Source organism: Kitasatospora phosalacinea (assembly GCF_030268885.1).
In the GTDB taxonomy this organism is placed as follows: domain Bacteria; phylum Actinomycetota; class Actinomycetes; order Streptomycetales; family Streptomycetaceae; genus Kitasatospora; species Kitasatospora phosalacinea_C.
In genome coordinates, this window is record NZ_BSSA01000009.1 from 1 (window position 1) to 16,265 (window position 16,265).

The window sequence follows — 16,265 nt, forward strand, 5'->3', positions numbered from 1 at the left end:
CCTGCGCGTAGCCGGTCGCGGCGTGGCCCGCGCCCTGCTCGTGCCGGACCAGGATGTGACGGACCTTGGTGGAGTCCATCAGCGGGTCGTACGCGGGCAGGATCGCACCGCCCGGGATGCCGAACACGGTGTCCACCCCGAGCGTCTCCAGCGAGCGGACCAGGGCCTCCGCCCCGGTCAGGTGCGCGCCCTCGCAGGACGGGACGGACGGGACGGAGGGGGCGGCCGCGGGGCGGCCGGGAGCCGGGACGGCGGCCACGGCGGGGGAGTCGGTGAGCTGGGTCATCGGGACAACCTCTGAGTTTCGTCGACGGGAGCCCGCGGCGAGCGCGGACGGGCTGTCCCGGCCGGGGCCGGTGGTGGTGCGCGGTGCCCGGAACGGCCGGGGTGTCGTGTCGGCGAAACCGGAACGGCAGGGTCTCTCTCCGTTCCGGCCGTCGGTCGTCGCGCGCTGAGGGGTGTTTCAGCCGGGGGTGCGACGCCGTACCGTCAGGAAGGGGGCCCGGGCGGCCGTGCTGTGCGGGTGGCCGCCGGGACCAGACGCGGCGTCAGCCCTGGTGGGCGGGCGCCGCGGAGCGCTGGGTGAGCAGCAGGAACAGCAGGGCGGCGGCGGCGATCGCCGCGCCCAGCCCGTACACGGCCGCGGCACCGGCCCCGAGGGTGGCGCCCCCGATGACCGTGCCCAGGCCGATGCCGAGGTAGATGGACGAGGAGTTGAGCGACACCACCAGCGGTGCCTCCTGCGGCGCGACCGCGATCAGGCGGTGCTGCTGCGGCGGCGTCTGGCACCAGCTGCTGGCGCCCCAGAGCAGCACCAGCAGGCCGACCAGCGGCTTGACGGAGCTCCCGGTCCAGGCCAGCCAGGCCAGCACGCCCAGCGACAGCACCATCGCCAGGTAACCCACCGTCAGGACCTTCGCGGAGCCCCAGCGGTCGGTGCCGTAGCCCGCGCCGAGGTTGCCGACCACCGCGCCCAGACCGTACAGGAACAGCATCCACAGCACGGCCTTCTCGGGGATCGCCACCGCCTCCAGCGCGGGCACGCTGTAGGCGTACGCGGTGTAGCTGGCGCCCATGCCGAGGATCGTCAGCGGCAGCACGGCGAGCACGGCCGGACGCCGGAGCACCGCCAGCCGGGTGCGCAGCGGCACCCGGACGCTGCCGGGCAGGTGCGGCATGATCAGCCGCAGCACCACCGCCACCAGCAGGCACAGCCCCGCGACGGTGCCCAGCGCGGCGCGCCAGCCCAGCCAGTGGCTGGCGGCGCTGCCCAGCGGCACGCCGAGCGCGGTGGCGACGGTCAGGCCGCCGATCACCACCGCCAGGGCGCGGGCCCGCAGTTCGGGCCGCACCAGCGAGGCGCTGACCGCACCGGCGTTGGGCGTGTAGGCGGCGGCGCCCGCGGCGGCCAGCACCCGGCTGACGATCAGCACCGCCATCGTCGGGGCCAGTGCGGAGAGCAGGTTGGCCAGGCCCAGGGTGAACAGGGCGCCGACCAGCAGGCTGCGCCGGGGCAGCCGGGCCAGCACGGTGGCCAGCACCGGGGAGAGCACGGCGTAGGACGCGGCGAAGACGGTCACCGACTGGCCGGCCGTGGCCGCCGAGACGTGCAGGTCCTCGGCCATGGACGGCAGGAAGCCGGCCACCACGAAGGCGTCCGTTCCGACGGCGAAGGTGCCCAGGGCCAGGATCAGGGTGGAGGACAGGCCGCCCTGGGGCGGTGCGCCGGCCTCGGGCGGGGCCGTACGCCCGGCCTTGATCGAGACATCGGACATCCGGATTCTCCTCGTGGATCGGTGCGGGTGCGGTGCGGTTCCGGGCGGGCGGGGCGGTTCAGCCGGTCATGCGGGCGTAGTGGCGGCGTGCGCGTTCGGCGGCGCCCGGGGGTGCGGAGGCCATCAGGTCGGCCACCGTCTGGTCGGCGAGCTCGCGCCGCCACGCCAGTTCGGCCCGGCGGACCGCGGTGGCCACCCCGCAGGGCCGGGCGAACTCGCGCGGGAGGGCCCCGCCGCCCTCACCGCGCCGACGGATCTCGGTGCAGCGGAAGGCGTCCTCGGGGCCCTCCAGGGCGGCCACCACGTCCATCAGCGTGATCTGCTCGGGGCGGCGGCCCAGCCGGAAGCCGCCCCGCGGGCCGGGGGTGGAGCTGAGCACCCCGGCCCGCACCAGCGCCTGCAGGCGCTTGTTCAGGTACGCCGGGGGCAGGTCGAACCAGGCGGCCAGCCGGGCGGTGGGCACCGGCCGGTCGGCGTCGATCCACGCCAGTGTGAGGCAGCAGTGCAGCCCCCACTCGACTCCTTCTCCCATCCGCATATTCAGGACACTACACATCCAGAATCGATGTGTCGTGCCGAAAGCCCGAGTTGCCGAAAAATATGTCAAGTCCGACCGGACGTCCGGGGCGGGGAACGGACCCGGCACCGGGTCGGACCGGGTCAGACCGGGTCGCCCGGCCGCAGCACCACCCGCCGGCCGTGCAGCTCGCCGCGCTCCATCCGGCCGTGCACCCGCGCCGCCGCGCTCAGCGGCAGCACCTCCACCGCCCGGGGCCGCAGCCGACCGGCCGCCAGCAGGCGGTTCACCGCCGCCGCCGCCTCGGCCAACTCGGCGGTGGTGGCGTGCGAGATGACGAAACCCGCGATCGAGCAGTCCTTCATGTACAGCGGCCCGACCGGCAGCACCGGCCGCGAGGCGGCACCCGCCAGCAGCACGATCCGGCCGCGCGGCGCCAACAGGCCCACGGCGGTGGCCAGGTCGTTCGCACCGGAGGTGTCCAGGTGCAGGTCCACCCCGCCCGGACACGCCTCGGCCAACCGCTCGGCCAGCGCCCGGTCCCGGTAGTCCAACGCCACCTCGGCGCCCGCCTCCCGGCAGTACGCCAGGTCCCGGGCCGCCGCGGTGGCCACCACCCGGGCCCCCGCGTCCACCGCGAGGGCGACCAGCGCGGCCCCCACGTTCCCGGCCGCGCCGCACACCAGCACGGTCTGCCCCGCCCGCAGCCCGCCGTGCGTGAACAGGCCCAGGTAGGCCGTCGCCGCCGGGTGCACCACCGCCACCGCCCGCACCGGGTCGACCCCGGCGGGCAGGTGGTACAGGCGGTCCGCCGGGACGGCCGCCCGCTCGGCCGCCGCGCCCTGGCGCCCCGCGTGGCCCAGGCTGTTGCTCCACACCCGGTCGCCGACCGCGAAACCGCTCACCAGCGGGCCGACCGCGGCGACCGTGCCGACCAGGTCGCGGCCCACCACGAACGGGAACTCCAGCGCGGTGCGGAACACCCCGGAGCGCACGAAGGTGTCGACCGGGTTGACGGTGGTCGCGACCACGTCCACCAGCACGTCCGCCGGGCCGGGCCGGGGCGCCGGGAGGTCGCCGTACCGGATGTCCTCGGGCGCGCCGAGGGTCTCGATGAAGGCTGCTCGCATGCCCGCAGAGTCTTCCACCGGGCCGGGCCCGGGCCGCCGATCGGACCGGTTGTCCGTCAACTCGCGGGCCCGGTCCCCCACCCCCTGATGGTCCTGACACACCCGGGCCCGCCCGCGCCCTCCCGCTCGCCACCTGCGGCCCCGCCGACCCGCCCGCCGCGCCGCGCACCGCCCCGGCGCCCGGTGGTCCCGCCATAGGCGCGTCCGGCAGCCGTGTGACCGGTGCACCTGGGCCGGGCGGCGACCGGCTGCCTAACGTCGGAGCATCCGAACCAGGCACTGCCACGTGGAGGTTGGAGATCTCGATGAGCGACTTCGCCCCGCACCTGAGGGACACGCTCGCGCCCGGTCGTTCTCGGTTGCTCGACAGCTCCCATGACATCATCCTCTCCGAACTGAGTGCGGTGCTCTTCGCGTCCCTGCCCAGAGCGGACCAGCGCCGCAAGGGCACGGAGTACCTGCGCGGCCTGCTCGGCGCGCAGGGCCGCAAGTCGGTCCGCAACATCGCCCGCCTGATCGGCGGGCAGGCCACCGAGCAGAACCTGCACCACTTCATCAGCAGCTCCACCTGGGACTGGGACCCGGTGCGGGCCGCCCTCGCCCACTACCTGCGCACCGTCGCCCCGCCGCTGGCCTGGGTGGTCCAGCAGACCGTCATCCCGAAGGCGGGCGAGCACTCGGTCGGGGTGGACCGCCAGTTCATCTCCTCGGTCGGCCAGGTGCTCAACGCCCAGCAGGCGGTCGGCGTCTGGTCGGCCTCCCCGGACGTCAGCATGCCGGTCAACTGGCGGCTGCACCTCTCCCGGGCCTGGCTGGACGACGTGCCCCGGCGCAGCCAGGCGGCCATCCCGGCCAGCGTCACCAGCCGCACCCTGGAGGACTGCGCGGTCGAAGCGGTGACCGAACTCACCGCGGACTGGCGGCTGCCCACCCTGCCGGTGGTGATGGACGTCCGGGAGCTGGACGGCGCGAAGGCGGTGGACCTGCTGCGCGCGGCCGGGCTGCCGTTCGTGCTGCGGATCGCCAGCACCCTGCCGCTGCGCCCGGCCGAGGGCCTCACAGGCACCTGCGGCGGCGAGGTGGTCCCGGCCCACCGGATCGCCGGGGCCTGGAGCGACCGCCGCCGGGTGGTCGCCTGGCAGGACCCCGACCGGGAGGGCGGCCCGGCCGCCGCACTGGTCGGCGCGGTACGGGTCCGGGCCGTCGGCGACCCCGTCCGCGCCGGGACGGCCCGGCACCTGGCCGGGGGCGGCGGCCTGCTGCTGCTCGGCACCGGCACCCCCGGCCGGCGCTGGCCGCAGGAGCTGTGGCTGACCGACCTGCCGGACCTCCCCCCGGCGCAACTGTTCCGGCTGAGCCAGCTGATCGGCCGGGTGGAGCGCGACTTCGAGGGGATCGCGGACCGCACCGGCATCCGCGACTACGCCGGCCGCTCGTTCAACGGCTGGCACCGCCACGTCACCCTGGCCTCCGCGGCCCACGCGGTGGCGGCGCTCGCCCACACCGACGGGCGGGCCCTGCGGCGGGTGAGCTGACGGCCCGTCGCCCGCCCGCCGGGTGCCGGTGGGCGGGGGCGGTGTCAGAGCGGGACGCCGTCGCGGGTGATGACCTCGCGGACCCGGGCCAGGCGCAGGGCCAGTTGGACCTCCAGGGCCTGGGCCGGGTCCTGCCAGGCGGGGCCGAGGAGTTCGCCGATCCGTTCCAGGCGGCGGGCGACCGTGTTGGGGTGGACGTGCAGCTTCTGGGCGGCCCGGGTCGGACTGCCGCCGGTCTCGAAGTAGGCGTCCAGGGTGCGGACCAGGTCGGTGAAGCGCTGCTTGTCGTAGTCGAGCACCGGCCCGATCACCGACTCGACGAAGGAGGGCACGTCCCGGGTGTCCGCCAGCAGCAGGCCCAGGAAGCCCAGTTCGCCGGGGGAGGCCGAGCGGCCGGTGATGTCCAGGGCGGCCATCGAGTCCAGGCAGCGCAGCGCCTCCTGGTAGCAGTGGTAGACCGAGGGGGCGTCGGAGACCGGGCCCGCCCCGGCGACCGTCACCGGTTCGCCCAGCTGGGGCGTGAGTTCGTCGAGGACGGCGCGGGCGGTCGCCCCGGGTGCGGTGCCGGGCAGCAGCAGGACCACGTCGCCGTTGTGCATCGCCCACAGCCCGCCCCGCCGCTGTGCCAGGCCGGTCACCAGGGCGCGGGCCCGGCCGGCCGCGCGGGCCTCCGGCCGCACCACCACGACCAGGTGGGGGATGGACAGGTCGATGCCCAACCGGCGGGCCCGTTCCTGGAGTTGCTGCGGCGGGCGGTGCGTGCCGGAGAGCAGGTCCTCCAGTAGCTCGTCGTGGGTGCGCCCGCGGGCGGCGACCGGGTCGCCGGTGCGCAGCAGGTGGACGGCGACCGCCTGGGCGGCGATCCGGAGCAGTTCCTCGTCGTGCCCGTCCGCCGCGGCGCCGGGCCGGGCGACCACGCTGCCGAGCACCTCGCCCCCGGCGGTGGCCTGGACCGCCCACAGGCCGTCCGCGGTGCGCACCGGGTGCTTGGCGGCCTGCGCCTCGGCGTCGGCGGCGTCGGCCTCGGGGAGGCGGCCGACCGCCGCCAGCAGGCTGCCGTCCGCGGCGTGGACGCGCAGCGGGCCGTCCAGGTGGTGGCCGAGCAGTTCGGCCAGCTGCTGCAACTCGTCCTCGGCGAGGGCGCGTTCGAGCAGTTCGTGGTGGGCGCGCCGGTGTTCGGCCAGGCCCCGCAGCGCCTCGGTGGTGCGCTGGTGCTCCCGTTCCAGGGCGCGCAGCGCGGCCCGGGAGTCCTCCAGGACCTCGGTCTGTCCGGCGGCCAGGCCGACCAGTTCGCCGAGCAGGCTGGCGGTGGCGATCTCCTCGGGCGTGTAGTGCCGCACGTTGCGGTCGGCGATGTAGAGCGCGCCGAACGGCTGGGCGCCCCGGCTGAGCGGGACGGCCATCACCGAGCGCAGCGTCTCGGCCCGGACCACCTCGTCGATGTCCTCGTCGTGCCGGAACCGGTCGTCGTCCAGGTAGTCGGGGGTCCACACCGGCGCCAGGTTGCTGACGGCCGAGTGGCCGAGCCCGGCGTCGCCGCGCAGCCGCAGGCCGACGTTGAGGGTCGAGGTGTGGCCGTCGGAGGCCCGGATGTGGGCCATGCCGGGCTCGGGGCCGGGGAAGCTGACGTACGCCATGTCGGAGCCGAGGAGCAGGCGCGCGCGCCGGGTGGCGACCTGGAGCACGCCGTCCAACGAGGTGGGCACGAGCAGGTCCTGAGCGGCGCTCAGGAGCGCGGACTGGCGGGCCTCGCGCTGCTGGCGTGCGCCCCGTTGGGCGCAGATGTCGAGCCCGATCCGCACCGCGCGCTCCAGCGCCGCCCGTTCGGACTCCCGCGCGCCCTGGCGCGCGGCCTCGGCGGGCAGTGATTCGATGTGCGCCACCGGTGCTTCGGTCACCAACAGGTTCAGGACAGTCAGTGCGTCCGGCCGAGTCGAGGCACCTTGCTGAGCCATGCGGGACCCCCACCTGTGACGACGCTCTTTCCGGGCACATGCCAGGTATGAACATGTGTTTATCACGTCACTCTGGGTGTGCGGCAGTCCGAACCGCATCCTGGACGGTGGACCAGGCACCGCCGGGACCCCTCCGGTGTGTTGCCGGGTCACCTTCCCGCCGGTCCGGCCGGTTTTGCAGGATGAGAAGGGGCCGCCGCAGCGGTGGTCAGGGCGGCAACGCCCTGCTGGCGAGTGAGGGGTACGGGCGCACGCGATGAAGGCACTGCAGGACTACCGGCGTTCCCTGGAGCGCAGCCGGGAGGCGCTCGACGCCCCGGACCGGCCGGCGACCTTCGCCCTCTGCGGCCGCCAGTGGGACCTGCTGCCAGGGGTTTTCGCACCGGTCTACTCGCCGACCACCGAGATCTCGCTGCGCCTGCTCGGCCTGGACGACCCGCAGGCCGCCGGACGCACCGGCTCCTTCCTGGAGATCGGCTGCGGCACCGGCGTGATCGCGGTGGCCGGAGCACTGGCCGGGCACGAACGAGTGGTGGCCGCCGACATCAACGAGGCCGCGGTCCGCAACGCGGAGCTCAACGCCCGCCGCCACGGCGTCACCCACAAGGTCCGCGCCGTGCACAGCGACCTGTTCGCCGACCTCGACCCCCGGGAACGCTTCGACCTCGTCTACTGGCACTCCAACTACGTGCTCGCACCCGCCGACTACCGCTACCGCACCGTGCACGAACGCGGCTACGTCGACCCCGGCTACGCCGCCCACCGACGCTTCCTGACCGAGTCGGTGCACCGGGTGACCCCCGGCGGCCGGGTGCTGCTGCACTTCAGCGAACGCGGGAACCTGGAGCGGCTCACCAGCACCGCCCGGCAGTGCGGCCGCTCCCTGCGGGTGGTGCGCGCGGGCCGCTTCGCCGAGGGCGAGCAGGAGGTCGAGCACCTGCTGCTCGAAGTGACCGCGACGGCCGACTAGTTCCACCGCGGCGGCCGCCCGGCACGACCGCAGCCACCCGCCCGGCCCCGCCGACGCGCCCGACCAGCACCACCGCGGCCCCCGCCCAGCCGCCACGACCCGCCCCGCCGGGGCGGGCACCACCGCCGGACACGGCTCCTGACGGGAAGAAACGTGCGCACCCTGCTGATCGACAACTACGACTCGTTCACCTACAACCTCTTCCACTACCTCGCCGAGGTGAACGGCCGCGAGCCCGAGGTCATCGTCAACAACGACCCGCGCTGGCAGGCCCGCCACCTCGCCGAGTTCGACAACGTCGTCCTCTCGCCCGGCCCCGGCGACCCCACCCGCCCCGCGGACTTCGGCATCTGCCGCGACGTACTGGCCGACGGTGGCCTGCCCACCCTCGGTGTGTGCCTGGGCCACCAAGGCTTGGCCGCGCTGTACGGAGCCCGGGTCGGCCGGGCGCCCGAGCCCTTCCACGGCCGCACCTCGCCCGTCCGCCACCTCGGCACCGACCTGTTCGAAGGGCTGCCGTCCCCGTTCACGGCCGTCCGCTACCACTCGCTGGCCGCCGACCGGCTCCCCGCCGAGCTGGAGGCCACCGCGTGGACCCCGGACGGCGTCCTGATGGGCCTGCGGCACCGCACCCGCCCGCAGTGGGGCGTCCAGTTCCACCCCGAGTCGATCGGCGGCGAGCACGGCCACGCGCTGCTCGCCAACTTCCGCCGCCTCACCGAACGCCACGGGGCCGGACGCCACGGGCGGCGCCCGGCCGCCGCCCGGCCCGCCGCCCCCGCGGCACCCCCGCGCACCGCGGCCGCCCCCGAACGCCGCCGCCTGCGGGTGCTGACCCGCACCCTGCCGCTGCGCGGCGACGGCGAGGCCGCGTACGCCCGGCTGTTCCGGCACGGCGACCACCCCCACTGGCTCGACTCCACCCGCCCCGACAGCGCCGACGGCCGCTACTCGATCATGGGCGACGCCTCCGGGCCGCTCGGCCGGGTGGTCCGCGCCGACGCCTGGACGGGCACCCTCGAGGTCCGCACCGCCACCGGCACCCGCACCGTCCGCTCCGGTCTGCTCGACTGGCTGGAAACCGACCTCGCCGCGCTCGACGTCCAACTGCCCCCGCTGCCCTTCGACTTCGCCCTCGGCTGGGTCGGCTACCTCGGCTACGAACTGAAGGCCGAGTGCGGCGGCAGCCTGCGGCACCGCTCCGAGGACCCCGACGCCGTCCTCGCCTTCACCACCCGGGCCCTCGTCCTCGACCACGCCACCGGCACCGCCCACCTGCTCGCCCTCGCCGAGGACGGCAGCGAGCACGGCGGCCCGGCGGCCGCCCGCCGCTGGCTGGACAGCGCCGTCCGCGCCCTGGCCACCCTCCCCGAACCGGCCGACCGCGCCGTGGCGCCCCTACCGCCCGCGCCCACCGGCGCCCCCCGGCCCCGGCACGAGCGCACCGACTACCTCGACCTGATCGACGCCTGCACCGAGGAGATCGCGGCCGGCGAAAGTTACGAGATCTGCCTCACCAACGTCCTGCGCGCCGACGGCCCGCGGGACGCCTGGCAGGACTACCGCTTCCTGCGCCGCACCAGCCCCACCCCGCTCGGGGCCCTGCTCGACTTCCCCGGCACCGCCGTCCTCAGCACCTCCCCCGAGCGCTTCCTGCGGATCGACCGGCACCGCACCGCCGAATCCCGCCCGATCAAGGGCACCCGCCCCCGCGGCGACACCCCCGAACAGGACGCCCGGCTCGCCGCCGACCTCGCCACCAGCCCCAAGGACCGGGCCGAGAACCTGATGATCGTCGACCTGGTCCGCAACGACCTCGGCCGCTGCGCCGAGACCGGCACCGTCCGGGCCGACGACCTGTTCCGGGTCGAGACCCACGCCCGCGCCCACCAGCTCGTCAGCACCGTCCGCGCCCGGCTGCGCCCCGACAGCTCCGCCGTGCAGTGCGTGCGCGCCGCCTTCCCGCCCGGCTCGATGACCGGCGCCCCCAAGCTCCGCACCATGGAGATCATCGACCGGCTCGAACAGGGCCCGCGCGGCGTCTACTCCGGCGTCCTCGGCTACTTCTCGCTCTCCGGCGCGGCCGACCTCAGCGTCGCCATCCGCACCACCGTGATCACCCCCGCCGGGATGCGCTACGGCGTCGGCGGCGCCGTCATCGCGCTCTCCGACCCGGCCGCCGAGTGGGAGGAGACCGTGGTCAAGGCCGCCCCCTTCCTCGCCCTCACCGGCGCCGACGGCCTGGACGCCCCCGTCCCCGCCCCCGCCGACCCGACCCTGGGCAGCGACCTGCCCTGACCCCCGGCCCGCCCCCGCTCCACCCCCACCGGCACCGTGCGGCCCCGCCGCCCGGTGCCGGACCCGTCCCCGGGCACCGCCCATCTGACGGAGTCTCCCGTCACCTGATGGAGTATCCGGTTACCTGACGGAGTGCGACGGCGCACGTTGGCCCGGACCGGTACCACCGCACAGGATCGGCACGAGCCCGGCCGGCGGGACCGCCGGACGGCCCGGCCCGGACCCGCCCGCCACCCGTCCGCGCCGTCCGTCCGGGCCGCCCGCCCGCGCCTCCCCGCGCGTCCGAGCCGGACCACCCACGCCCTGGGAGACACCCATGGACACCGCCCCGCCCGCCCTGGCGACCCGGCCCGCCCTCCAGCAGCCCGACTGGGCCGACCACCCGCTGCTGCCCGCCGTCCGCACCGCCCTGGCGGCCCTGCCGCCGCTCGTCCACCCCGCCGACACCGCCCGGCTGCGCAGCGGGCTCGCCGAGGCCGCCGCCGGACGCACCCTCGTCCTGCAGGCCGGCGACTGCGCCGAGGACCCCGCCGAGTGCACCGCCCAGGACGTCGCCCGCAAGACCGCCCTCCTCGACGACCTGGCCGAACTCCTCACCGCCACCAGCGGCCTGCCCGTCCTGCGGGTCGGCCGGCTGGCCGGCCAGTACGCCAAGCCCCGCTCCCGGCCCACCGAGCACGTCGACGGCCGCGAACTCCCGGTCTACCGCGGCCACCTGGTCAACGGCCCCGAACCCGATCCCGAGCGGCGCCGCCCCGACCCCGGACGCGTCCTGCCCTGCCACCTCGCCGCCGCCGAGACGCTCGCCCACCTCGGCCGCCCCGACCCGGCCCGCCGCCCGCCCGTCTGGGTCAGCCACGAGGCCCTGCTGCTCGACTACGAACAGCCGCAGCTCCGGACGGCCGCCGACGGCACCACCCTGCTCGCCTCCACCCACTGGCCGTGGATCGGCGAACGCACCCGCGACCCCGACGGCGCCCACGTCGCGCTGCTCGCCGCCGTCGCCAACCCCGTCGCCTGCAAGATCGGCCCCGGCACCACCCCCGACCAGCTGCGCGCACTCTGCGCCCGGCTCGACCCGCACCGCGAACCCGGCCGGCTCACCCTGATCGCCCGGATGGGCGCCGACCTGGTCGCCGACCGGCTGCCCGCCCTGGTGCGCGCCGCCCTGGACGCCGGCCACCCCGCGGCCTGGCTCACCGACCCGATGCACGGCAACACCTTCACCGCCCCCGGCGGCCTGAAGACCCGGCTGGTCGCCACCGTCGCCCACGAGGTGCGGCGCTTCCAGGACGCCGTCCGCGCGGCCGGCGGCACCGCCGCGGGCCTGCACCTGGAGACCACGCCCGACGACGTCACCGAGTGCGCCGACGACGCCGCGGCCGCGCACGTCGGCGACAAGTACACCAGCCTCTGCGACCCCCGGCTCAACCCCGCCCAGGCCCGCACCGTCGTCGCCGCCTGGCGCGCCTGAGCGACCTGCGCCCGGCACCGGGCACGCGGGCACGCGGGCACGCGGGCGCGCGTGCGCCGCGCCCGCGCCTGCCGGGCCCGGCCGCCCGGTGCGCCGCGCCGGGCGCCCGACCGCCGAGCACGCGAGCGCCCGGCGCACGCCCTCCGTGCCCGCAGCCGCCCGCAGCCGCCCGCAGCCGCCGGGCGCGCACCACCCCACCAGCCCACGAGCGGGCCGGCCCCGGCCGGCCCGGAGGAGGTCCGCCATGACCGACACCATCGCCCTGGTCACCGGCGCCGCCGGCGGCATCGGCGCGGCCGTCGTCCGCGCCCTGGCCGAGCAGGGCACCCCCGTCGCCGCGCTCGACCGCGACGAGGCGGGGCTGCGCCAGGTGGTGGCCGCGCTCACCGCCGAGGGGCTCCCCGTCACCGCCCACCCGACCGACGTCAGCGACCGGAAGGCGGTCGACGGGACCGTCGACCGGGTCGAGCGCGAACTCGGCCCGATCGACCGGCTGGTCAACGCCGCCGGGGTGCTGCGCCTCGGCGAGGTCCGCGACTACTCCGCCGAGGACTGGGCGGCCACCTTCGCCGTCAACGTCAACGGCGTCTTCCACGTCTCCCGCGCCGTCGTCGACCGGATGATCCCGCGCGGGCGCGGCGCCCTGGTCACCGTCGCCTCCAACGCCGCCCGCACCCCGCGCGCCGAGATGGCCGCCTACGCCGCGTCCAAGGCCGCCGCCTCGATGTTCACCAAGAGCCTCGGACTGGAGGTCGCCAAGTACGGCATCCGCTGCAACCTGGTCGCGCCCGGCTCCACCGACACCCCGATGCTCACCTCGATGTGGCACGACGAGACCGGCCCCGAGGGCACCCTGCGCGGCCGCCCCGAGGCGTTCCGGATCGGCATCCCGCTGAACAAGCTCGCCACCCCCGGCGACATCGCCGCCGCCGTCCTCTTCCTGCTCTCCGACGCGGCCGGCCACATCACCCTGCACGACCTCACGGTCGACGGCGGCGCCGGCCTCGGCGCCTGACCCGCCCGTCCCTCCCCCTCCGCACCCACCTGGAGCGTCCACCCATGGCAGGCATTCCGCCCATCGCGCCCTACCCGATGCCGACCGCGGGCGACCTGCCCGCCAACACCGTGTCGTGGACCGTCGACCCGGACCGCGCCGTCCTGCTCGTCCACGACATGCAGCGCTACTTCCTCCGCCCCTTCCCGGCGGACGCCTCGCCCGGCCGCGAACTGCTGGACAACACGGCCCTGTTGCGCCGCCGGGCCGTCGAGCTCGGCGTGCCCGTCGCCTACACCGCCCAGCCCGGCGACATGACGCCCGAACAGCGCGGACTGCTCCTCGACTTCTGGGGCCCCGGGATGCGCACCGACCCCGCCGACCGCGAAGTGGTCGAACCGCTCACCCCCGGTCCCGACGACTGGCGGCTCACCAAGTGGCGCTACAGCGCCTTCTTCCGCTCCGACCTGCTCGACCGGATGCGCGCCGACGGCCGCGACCAGCTGGTGCTGTGCGGCGTCTACGCCCACGTCGGCGTGCTGATGACCGCCGTCGAGGCCTTCACCCACGACATCCGGCCGTTCCTGGTCGCCGACGCCGTCGCCGACTTCGACGCCGCCTCGCACCGCCTCGCCCTCGACTACGCCGCCGCGCGCTGCGCGATGGTGACCACCACCAAGGAGACGCTCGCATGACCGACCGGACGGCCGAGGCGCTGCTCGACCGGGTCCTGGCCGACCAGCCGCCCGCCTACGCCCTCCTGCACCGGCCCGAGACCACCGGCCCCGGCACCCTGGACGTCCTGCTCGGCGAGGTCACCACCCCCGCCACCCTGGCCGACGTCCCGCTCGGCACCGGCAGCGACCCGTCCGACGCCGAGGTCCTCGTCCTGGTCCCGTACCGGCAGCTCGCCGAACGCGGCTACCAGGCCCCCGACGACGGCGCCCCGCTGCTCGCGCTGACCGTCACCGCGCACGCCACCGTCCCGCTCGCCCGGGCCCTCGCCCGCATCCCCGACCGGCCCACCACCCTCACCGGCGCCCGCTTCGACCTCGACGACGAGGCGTACGCCGACCTGGTGCGCCGGATCGTCACCGACGAGATCGGCACCGGCGAGGGCGCCAACTTCGTGCTGCGCCGCACCTTCCTCGCCGAGATCACCGACTACACCCCGCACGCCGCGCTGGCCTTCTTCCGCCGCCTCACCGAGCACGAGGCCGGCGCCTACTGGACCTTCCTGGTCCGCACCGGCGAGCGCACCTTCGTCGGCGCCAGCCCCGAACGGCACCTCAGCCTCCACGGCGGCACCGCGGTCATGAACCCGATCAGCGGCACCTACCGCTACCCCGCGGGCGGCCCCACCCTCGACGGCGTCATGGACTTCCTCGCCGACCGCAAGGAGGCCGACGAGCTGTACATGGTCGTCGACGAGGAACTCAAGATGATGGCCCGGATCTGCCCGGACGGCGGCCGGGTGGTCGGCCCCTACCTCAAGGAGATGGCCCGGCTCGCCCACACCGAGTACCTGATCGAGGGCCGCACCGACCGCGACCCGCGCGACGTCCTGCGCGAGACGCTGTTCGCCCCCACCGTCACCGGCAGCCCGCTGGAGAGCGCCGCCCGGGTCATCCACCGCTACGAACCCGCCGGCCGCCGCTACTACAGCGGCGTCGCCGCGCTGATCGGCCGCGACGGGCACGGCCGACCCGTCATGGACTCCGCGATCCTGATCCGCACCGCCGAGATCGACCCCGCGGGCACCGTCCGGATCGGCGTCGGCGCCACCCTCGTCCGGCACTCCGACCCCGCCTCCGAGGTCGCCGAGACCCGCGCCAAGGCGGCCGGCCTGCTCGCCGCCCTGGAGACCGGCCGCCCCCGCAGCTTCGCCGCCCACCCGCAGGTGCGCGCCGCCCTCGAACAGCGCAACCGCACCCTCTCCGGGTTCTGGCTCGGCCACCACGCCGCCCGCGCCCGCCAGCACGCCGAACTCGCCGGCCGCCGGGTGCTGGTCGTCGACGCCGAGGACACCTTCACCGCCATGGTCGGCCGGCAACTCGGCGCGCTCGGACTGGAGGTGACGATCCGCCGGTACGACGAACCGTACGCCTTCGACGGCCACGACCTGGTCGTGATGGGGCCCGGCCCCGGCGACCCGCGGCGCACCGGCGACCCCAAGATCGCCCACCTGCGCGCCGCCGTCGCCGAACTCCTCGCCCGCCGCCGCCCGTTCCTCGCGGTCTGCCTCAGCCACCAGGTGCTCGCCACCCTGCTCGGCCTGGAACTGCGCCGCCGACCGGTGCCCCACCAGGGCGTCCAGTGCGAGATCGACCTCTTCGGCCGCCCGGAACGGGTCGGCTTCTACAACACCTTCGCCGCCCACAGCCCGTACGACACCGCGCAGGTGGACGGGGTCGGCACGGTCGAGATCAGCCGCGACCCGGCCACCGGCGACGTGCACGCCCTGCGCGGCCCGCACTTCGCCTCCACGCAGTTCCACGCCGAGTCGGTGCTCACCCAGGACGGCCCGCGGATCACCGGCGGCCTGATCGCCGGAGTGCTGCGCGCGGCGCACCGGTCAGCGGTGGCCTGATCGCGACTGCGCCGCGCACGGCCGCGGTTCCGACCCGGCGGGGCAAGGAAGGGGAGGGGAGGGCGGGGCGGACGGACGCCGACTCCGCCCGGCGCAGTTTCCGGTGGGACGGCAGGAGGACGGGTCGGTGGCGGAGCGGGACGACGAGTGGGGGGCCGCGCTGGTGGACCCCGGGGGCTACCTGCGGCGGATCGGGGTGCTCGGGGCGCTGCCGCCCACGCCGGAGACCCTGCGGCGGCTGCACCGGGCGCACCAGCTGGCGCTGCCGTTCGGCAACCTCGACCCGGTGCTCGGGCGGCCCGTGCCGCTCGAACCGGAGCTGGTGCAGGCCAAGCTGGTGGAGCGCGGACGGGAGGGCTACTGCTTCGAGCACAACCTGCTGTTCGCCGCCGTCCTGGAGCGCCTCGGCTTCCGGGTCACCCGGCTCGCCGCCCGGGCCCTGCTCAACACCGACCGGCCGCTGCCCCGCACCCACCTGGTGCTGGTGGTCGCGGCCGGTGCGGCGCACTTCCTCGCCGACGTCGGGTTCGGCGTCAAGGGCCCGCTGGAGCCGCTGCCGCTCGCCGACGGCGCCCTGCTGCGGGACGGCGCCCGCAGCCACCTGCTGCGCCGCACCGGCAGCGCCCCCGACCGGTGGGACCTCGAACTGCGGGACGCCGCGGGCCGGTTGCCGCTGTACCGGTTCGAGGGCGGCCCCGCGCTGCACCAGCCGGACTGCGTGGTGATGAACCACTACACCGCCACCCACCCGCGCTCCCCGTTCACCGGCCGGATCCACCTCACCCGGTTCGCCCCCGGACGCCGCCTCACCCTCGACGGGCGGACCCTCGCCGTCGAGCGGGCCGACGGCCGGATCGAGACCGCCCGGCTGAGCGACCGGCAGTGCGCCGACGCCCTCGCCGGGGACTTCGGCATCCGGCTCGGCCCGGACGAACTGGCCGCGGTGCTGCGCCTGCTGCCCGCCGCCGGCTGAACCGCGGGCACGGCGAGGGCCCCCGGCGCCGCCGGGGGCCCTCGTGCGTCGGGG

Annotated in this window: 13 protein-coding genes; 8 read left to right on the plus strand and 5 right to left on the minus strand. The window is 76.0% G+C overall.

The genetic code is table 11. The features are described 5' to 3' along the window. From QSK52_RS15135 to QSK52_RS15150, 4 genes are all read right to left on the minus strand, one after another. Positions 1–286, minus strand: a 286-nt coding sequence (locus QSK52_RS15135) for a thiamine pyrophosphate-binding protein (RefSeq protein WP_285736561.1), incomplete at its 3' end; no start/stop codon positions are given. 262 nt (positions 287–548) lie between these two features. Then, positions 549–1,775 carry an MFS transporter gene (locus tag QSK52_RS15140; RefSeq protein ID WP_285736562.1) on the minus strand — a complete coding sequence of 409 codons (1,227 nt, stop codon included), beginning with the start codon at positions 1,773–1,775 and terminating at the stop codon, positions 549–551. Between the two features lie 58 nt (positions 1,776–1,833). Continuing rightward, positions 1,834–2,313: an RrF2 family transcriptional regulator gene (locus QSK52_RS15145; RefSeq protein WP_285736563.1), complete on the minus strand. Its 480-nt coding sequence runs from the start codon at positions 2,311–2,313 to the stop codon at positions 1,834–1,836. Positions 2,314–2,435: 122 nt separating this feature from the next. Next, complete coding sequence (locus QSK52_RS15150; protein WP_285736564.1) at positions 2,436–3,422, minus strand: NADPH:quinone reductase; 987 nt, start codon at positions 3,420–3,422, stop codon at positions 2,436–2,438. A gap of 305 nt (positions 3,423–3,727) precedes the next feature. On the opposite strand from QSK52_RS15150, the gene QSK52_RS15155 reads away from it, so the two are divergent. Continuing rightward, positions 3,728–4,957 (plus strand): IS701 family transposase, encoded by a 1,230-nt coding sequence (locus QSK52_RS15155; protein ID WP_285736565.1) that lies wholly within the window; start codon positions 3,728–3,730, stop codon positions 4,955–4,957. 44 nt (positions 4,958–5,001) lie between these two features. On the opposite strand, the gene QSK52_RS15160 is transcribed toward QSK52_RS15155, so the two are convergent. Next, a complete protein-coding gene (locus QSK52_RS15160) occupies positions 5,002–6,855 on the minus strand; it encodes a helix-turn-helix domain-containing protein (protein ID WP_285736566.1) in 1,854 nt (617 codons plus the stop codon). 313 nt (positions 6,856–7,168) lie between these two features. On the opposite strand from QSK52_RS15160, the gene QSK52_RS15165 reads away from it, so the two are divergent. From QSK52_RS15165 to QSK52_RS15195, 7 genes are all read left to right on the plus strand, one after another. Then, complete coding sequence (locus tag QSK52_RS15165; protein ID WP_285736567.1) at positions 7,169–7,882, plus strand: class I SAM-dependent methyltransferase; 714 nt, start codon at positions 7,169–7,171, stop codon at positions 7,880–7,882. A gap of 153 nt (positions 7,883–8,035) precedes the next feature. Further along, positions 8,036–10,180 carry an aminodeoxychorismate synthase component I gene (gene pabB, locus QSK52_RS15170; protein WP_285736568.1) on the plus strand — a complete coding sequence of 715 codons (2,145 nt, stop codon included), beginning with the start codon at positions 8,036–8,038 and terminating at the stop codon, positions 10,178–10,180. Between the two features lie 316 nt (positions 10,181–10,496). After that, entirely contained in the window at positions 10,497–11,654 is a 1,158-nt protein-coding gene (locus QSK52_RS15175) for a 3-deoxy-7-phosphoheptulonate synthase (RefSeq protein WP_285736569.1), read from the plus strand. A 244-nt stretch (positions 11,655–11,898) separates the two neighbouring features. Further along, a complete protein-coding gene (locus tag QSK52_RS15180) occupies positions 11,899–12,669 on the plus strand; it encodes a 2,3-dihydro-2,3-dihydroxybenzoate dehydrogenase (RefSeq protein WP_285736570.1) in 771 nt (256 codons plus the stop codon). A gap of 44 nt (positions 12,670–12,713) precedes the next feature. After that, positions 12,714–13,343, plus strand: coding sequence for an isochorismatase family protein (locus tag QSK52_RS15185; protein ID WP_285736571.1), 630 nt, complete (start codon positions 12,714–12,716; stop codon positions 13,341–13,343). Then, complete coding sequence (locus QSK52_RS15190; RefSeq protein ID WP_285736572.1) at positions 13,340–15,238, plus strand: anthranilate synthase family protein; 1,899 nt, start codon at positions 13,340–13,342, stop codon at positions 15,236–15,238. The genes QSK52_RS15185 and QSK52_RS15190 overlap by 4 nt, the downstream gene beginning before the upstream one ends. A gap of 127 nt (positions 15,239–15,365) precedes the next feature. Then, on the plus strand, positions 15,366–16,211 hold the full coding sequence (locus tag QSK52_RS15195) for an arylamine N-acetyltransferase family protein (RefSeq protein WP_285736573.1): 846 nt from the start codon (positions 15,366–15,368) through the stop codon (positions 16,209–16,211). The last annotated feature ends 54 nt before the right edge of the window (positions 16,212–16,265 follow it).

What these genes read in the sequence shown, in the direction of transcription:
- QSK52_RS15190 (WP_285736572.1), top strand. Translation starts at nt 13,340, where the DNA reads ATGACCGACCGGACGGCCGAGGCGCTGCTCGACCGGGTCCTGGCCGAC.
- QSK52_RS15140 (WP_285736562.1), bottom strand. Translation starts at nt 1,775, where the DNA reads ATGTCCGATGTCTCGATCAAGGCCGGGCGTACGGCCCCGCCCGAGGCC.
- QSK52_RS15155 (WP_285736565.1), top strand. Translation starts at nt 3,728, where the DNA reads ATGAGCGACTTCGCCCCGCACCTGAGGGACACGCTCGCGCCCGGTCGT.
- QSK52_RS15145 (WP_285736563.1), bottom strand. Translation starts at nt 2,313, where the DNA reads ATGCGGATGGGAGAAGGAGTCGAGTGGGGGCTGCACTGCTGCCTCACA.
- QSK52_RS15150 (WP_285736564.1), bottom strand. Translation starts at nt 3,422, where the DNA reads ATGCGAGCAGCCTTCATCGAGACCCTCGGCGCGCCCGAGGACATCCGG.
- QSK52_RS15180 (WP_285736570.1), top strand. Translation starts at nt 11,899, where the DNA reads ATGACCGACACCATCGCCCTGGTCACCGGCGCCGCCGGCGGCATCGGC.
- QSK52_RS15175 (WP_285736569.1), top strand. Translation starts at nt 10,497, where the DNA reads ATGGACACCGCCCCGCCCGCCCTGGCGACCCGGCCCGCCCTCCAGCAG.
- QSK52_RS15185 (WP_285736571.1), top strand. Translation starts at nt 12,714, where the DNA reads ATGGCAGGCATTCCGCCCATCGCGCCCTACCCGATGCCGACCGCGGGC.
- QSK52_RS15165 (WP_285736567.1), top strand. Translation starts at nt 7,169, where the DNA reads ATGAAGGCACTGCAGGACTACCGGCGTTCCCTGGAGCGCAGCCGGGAG.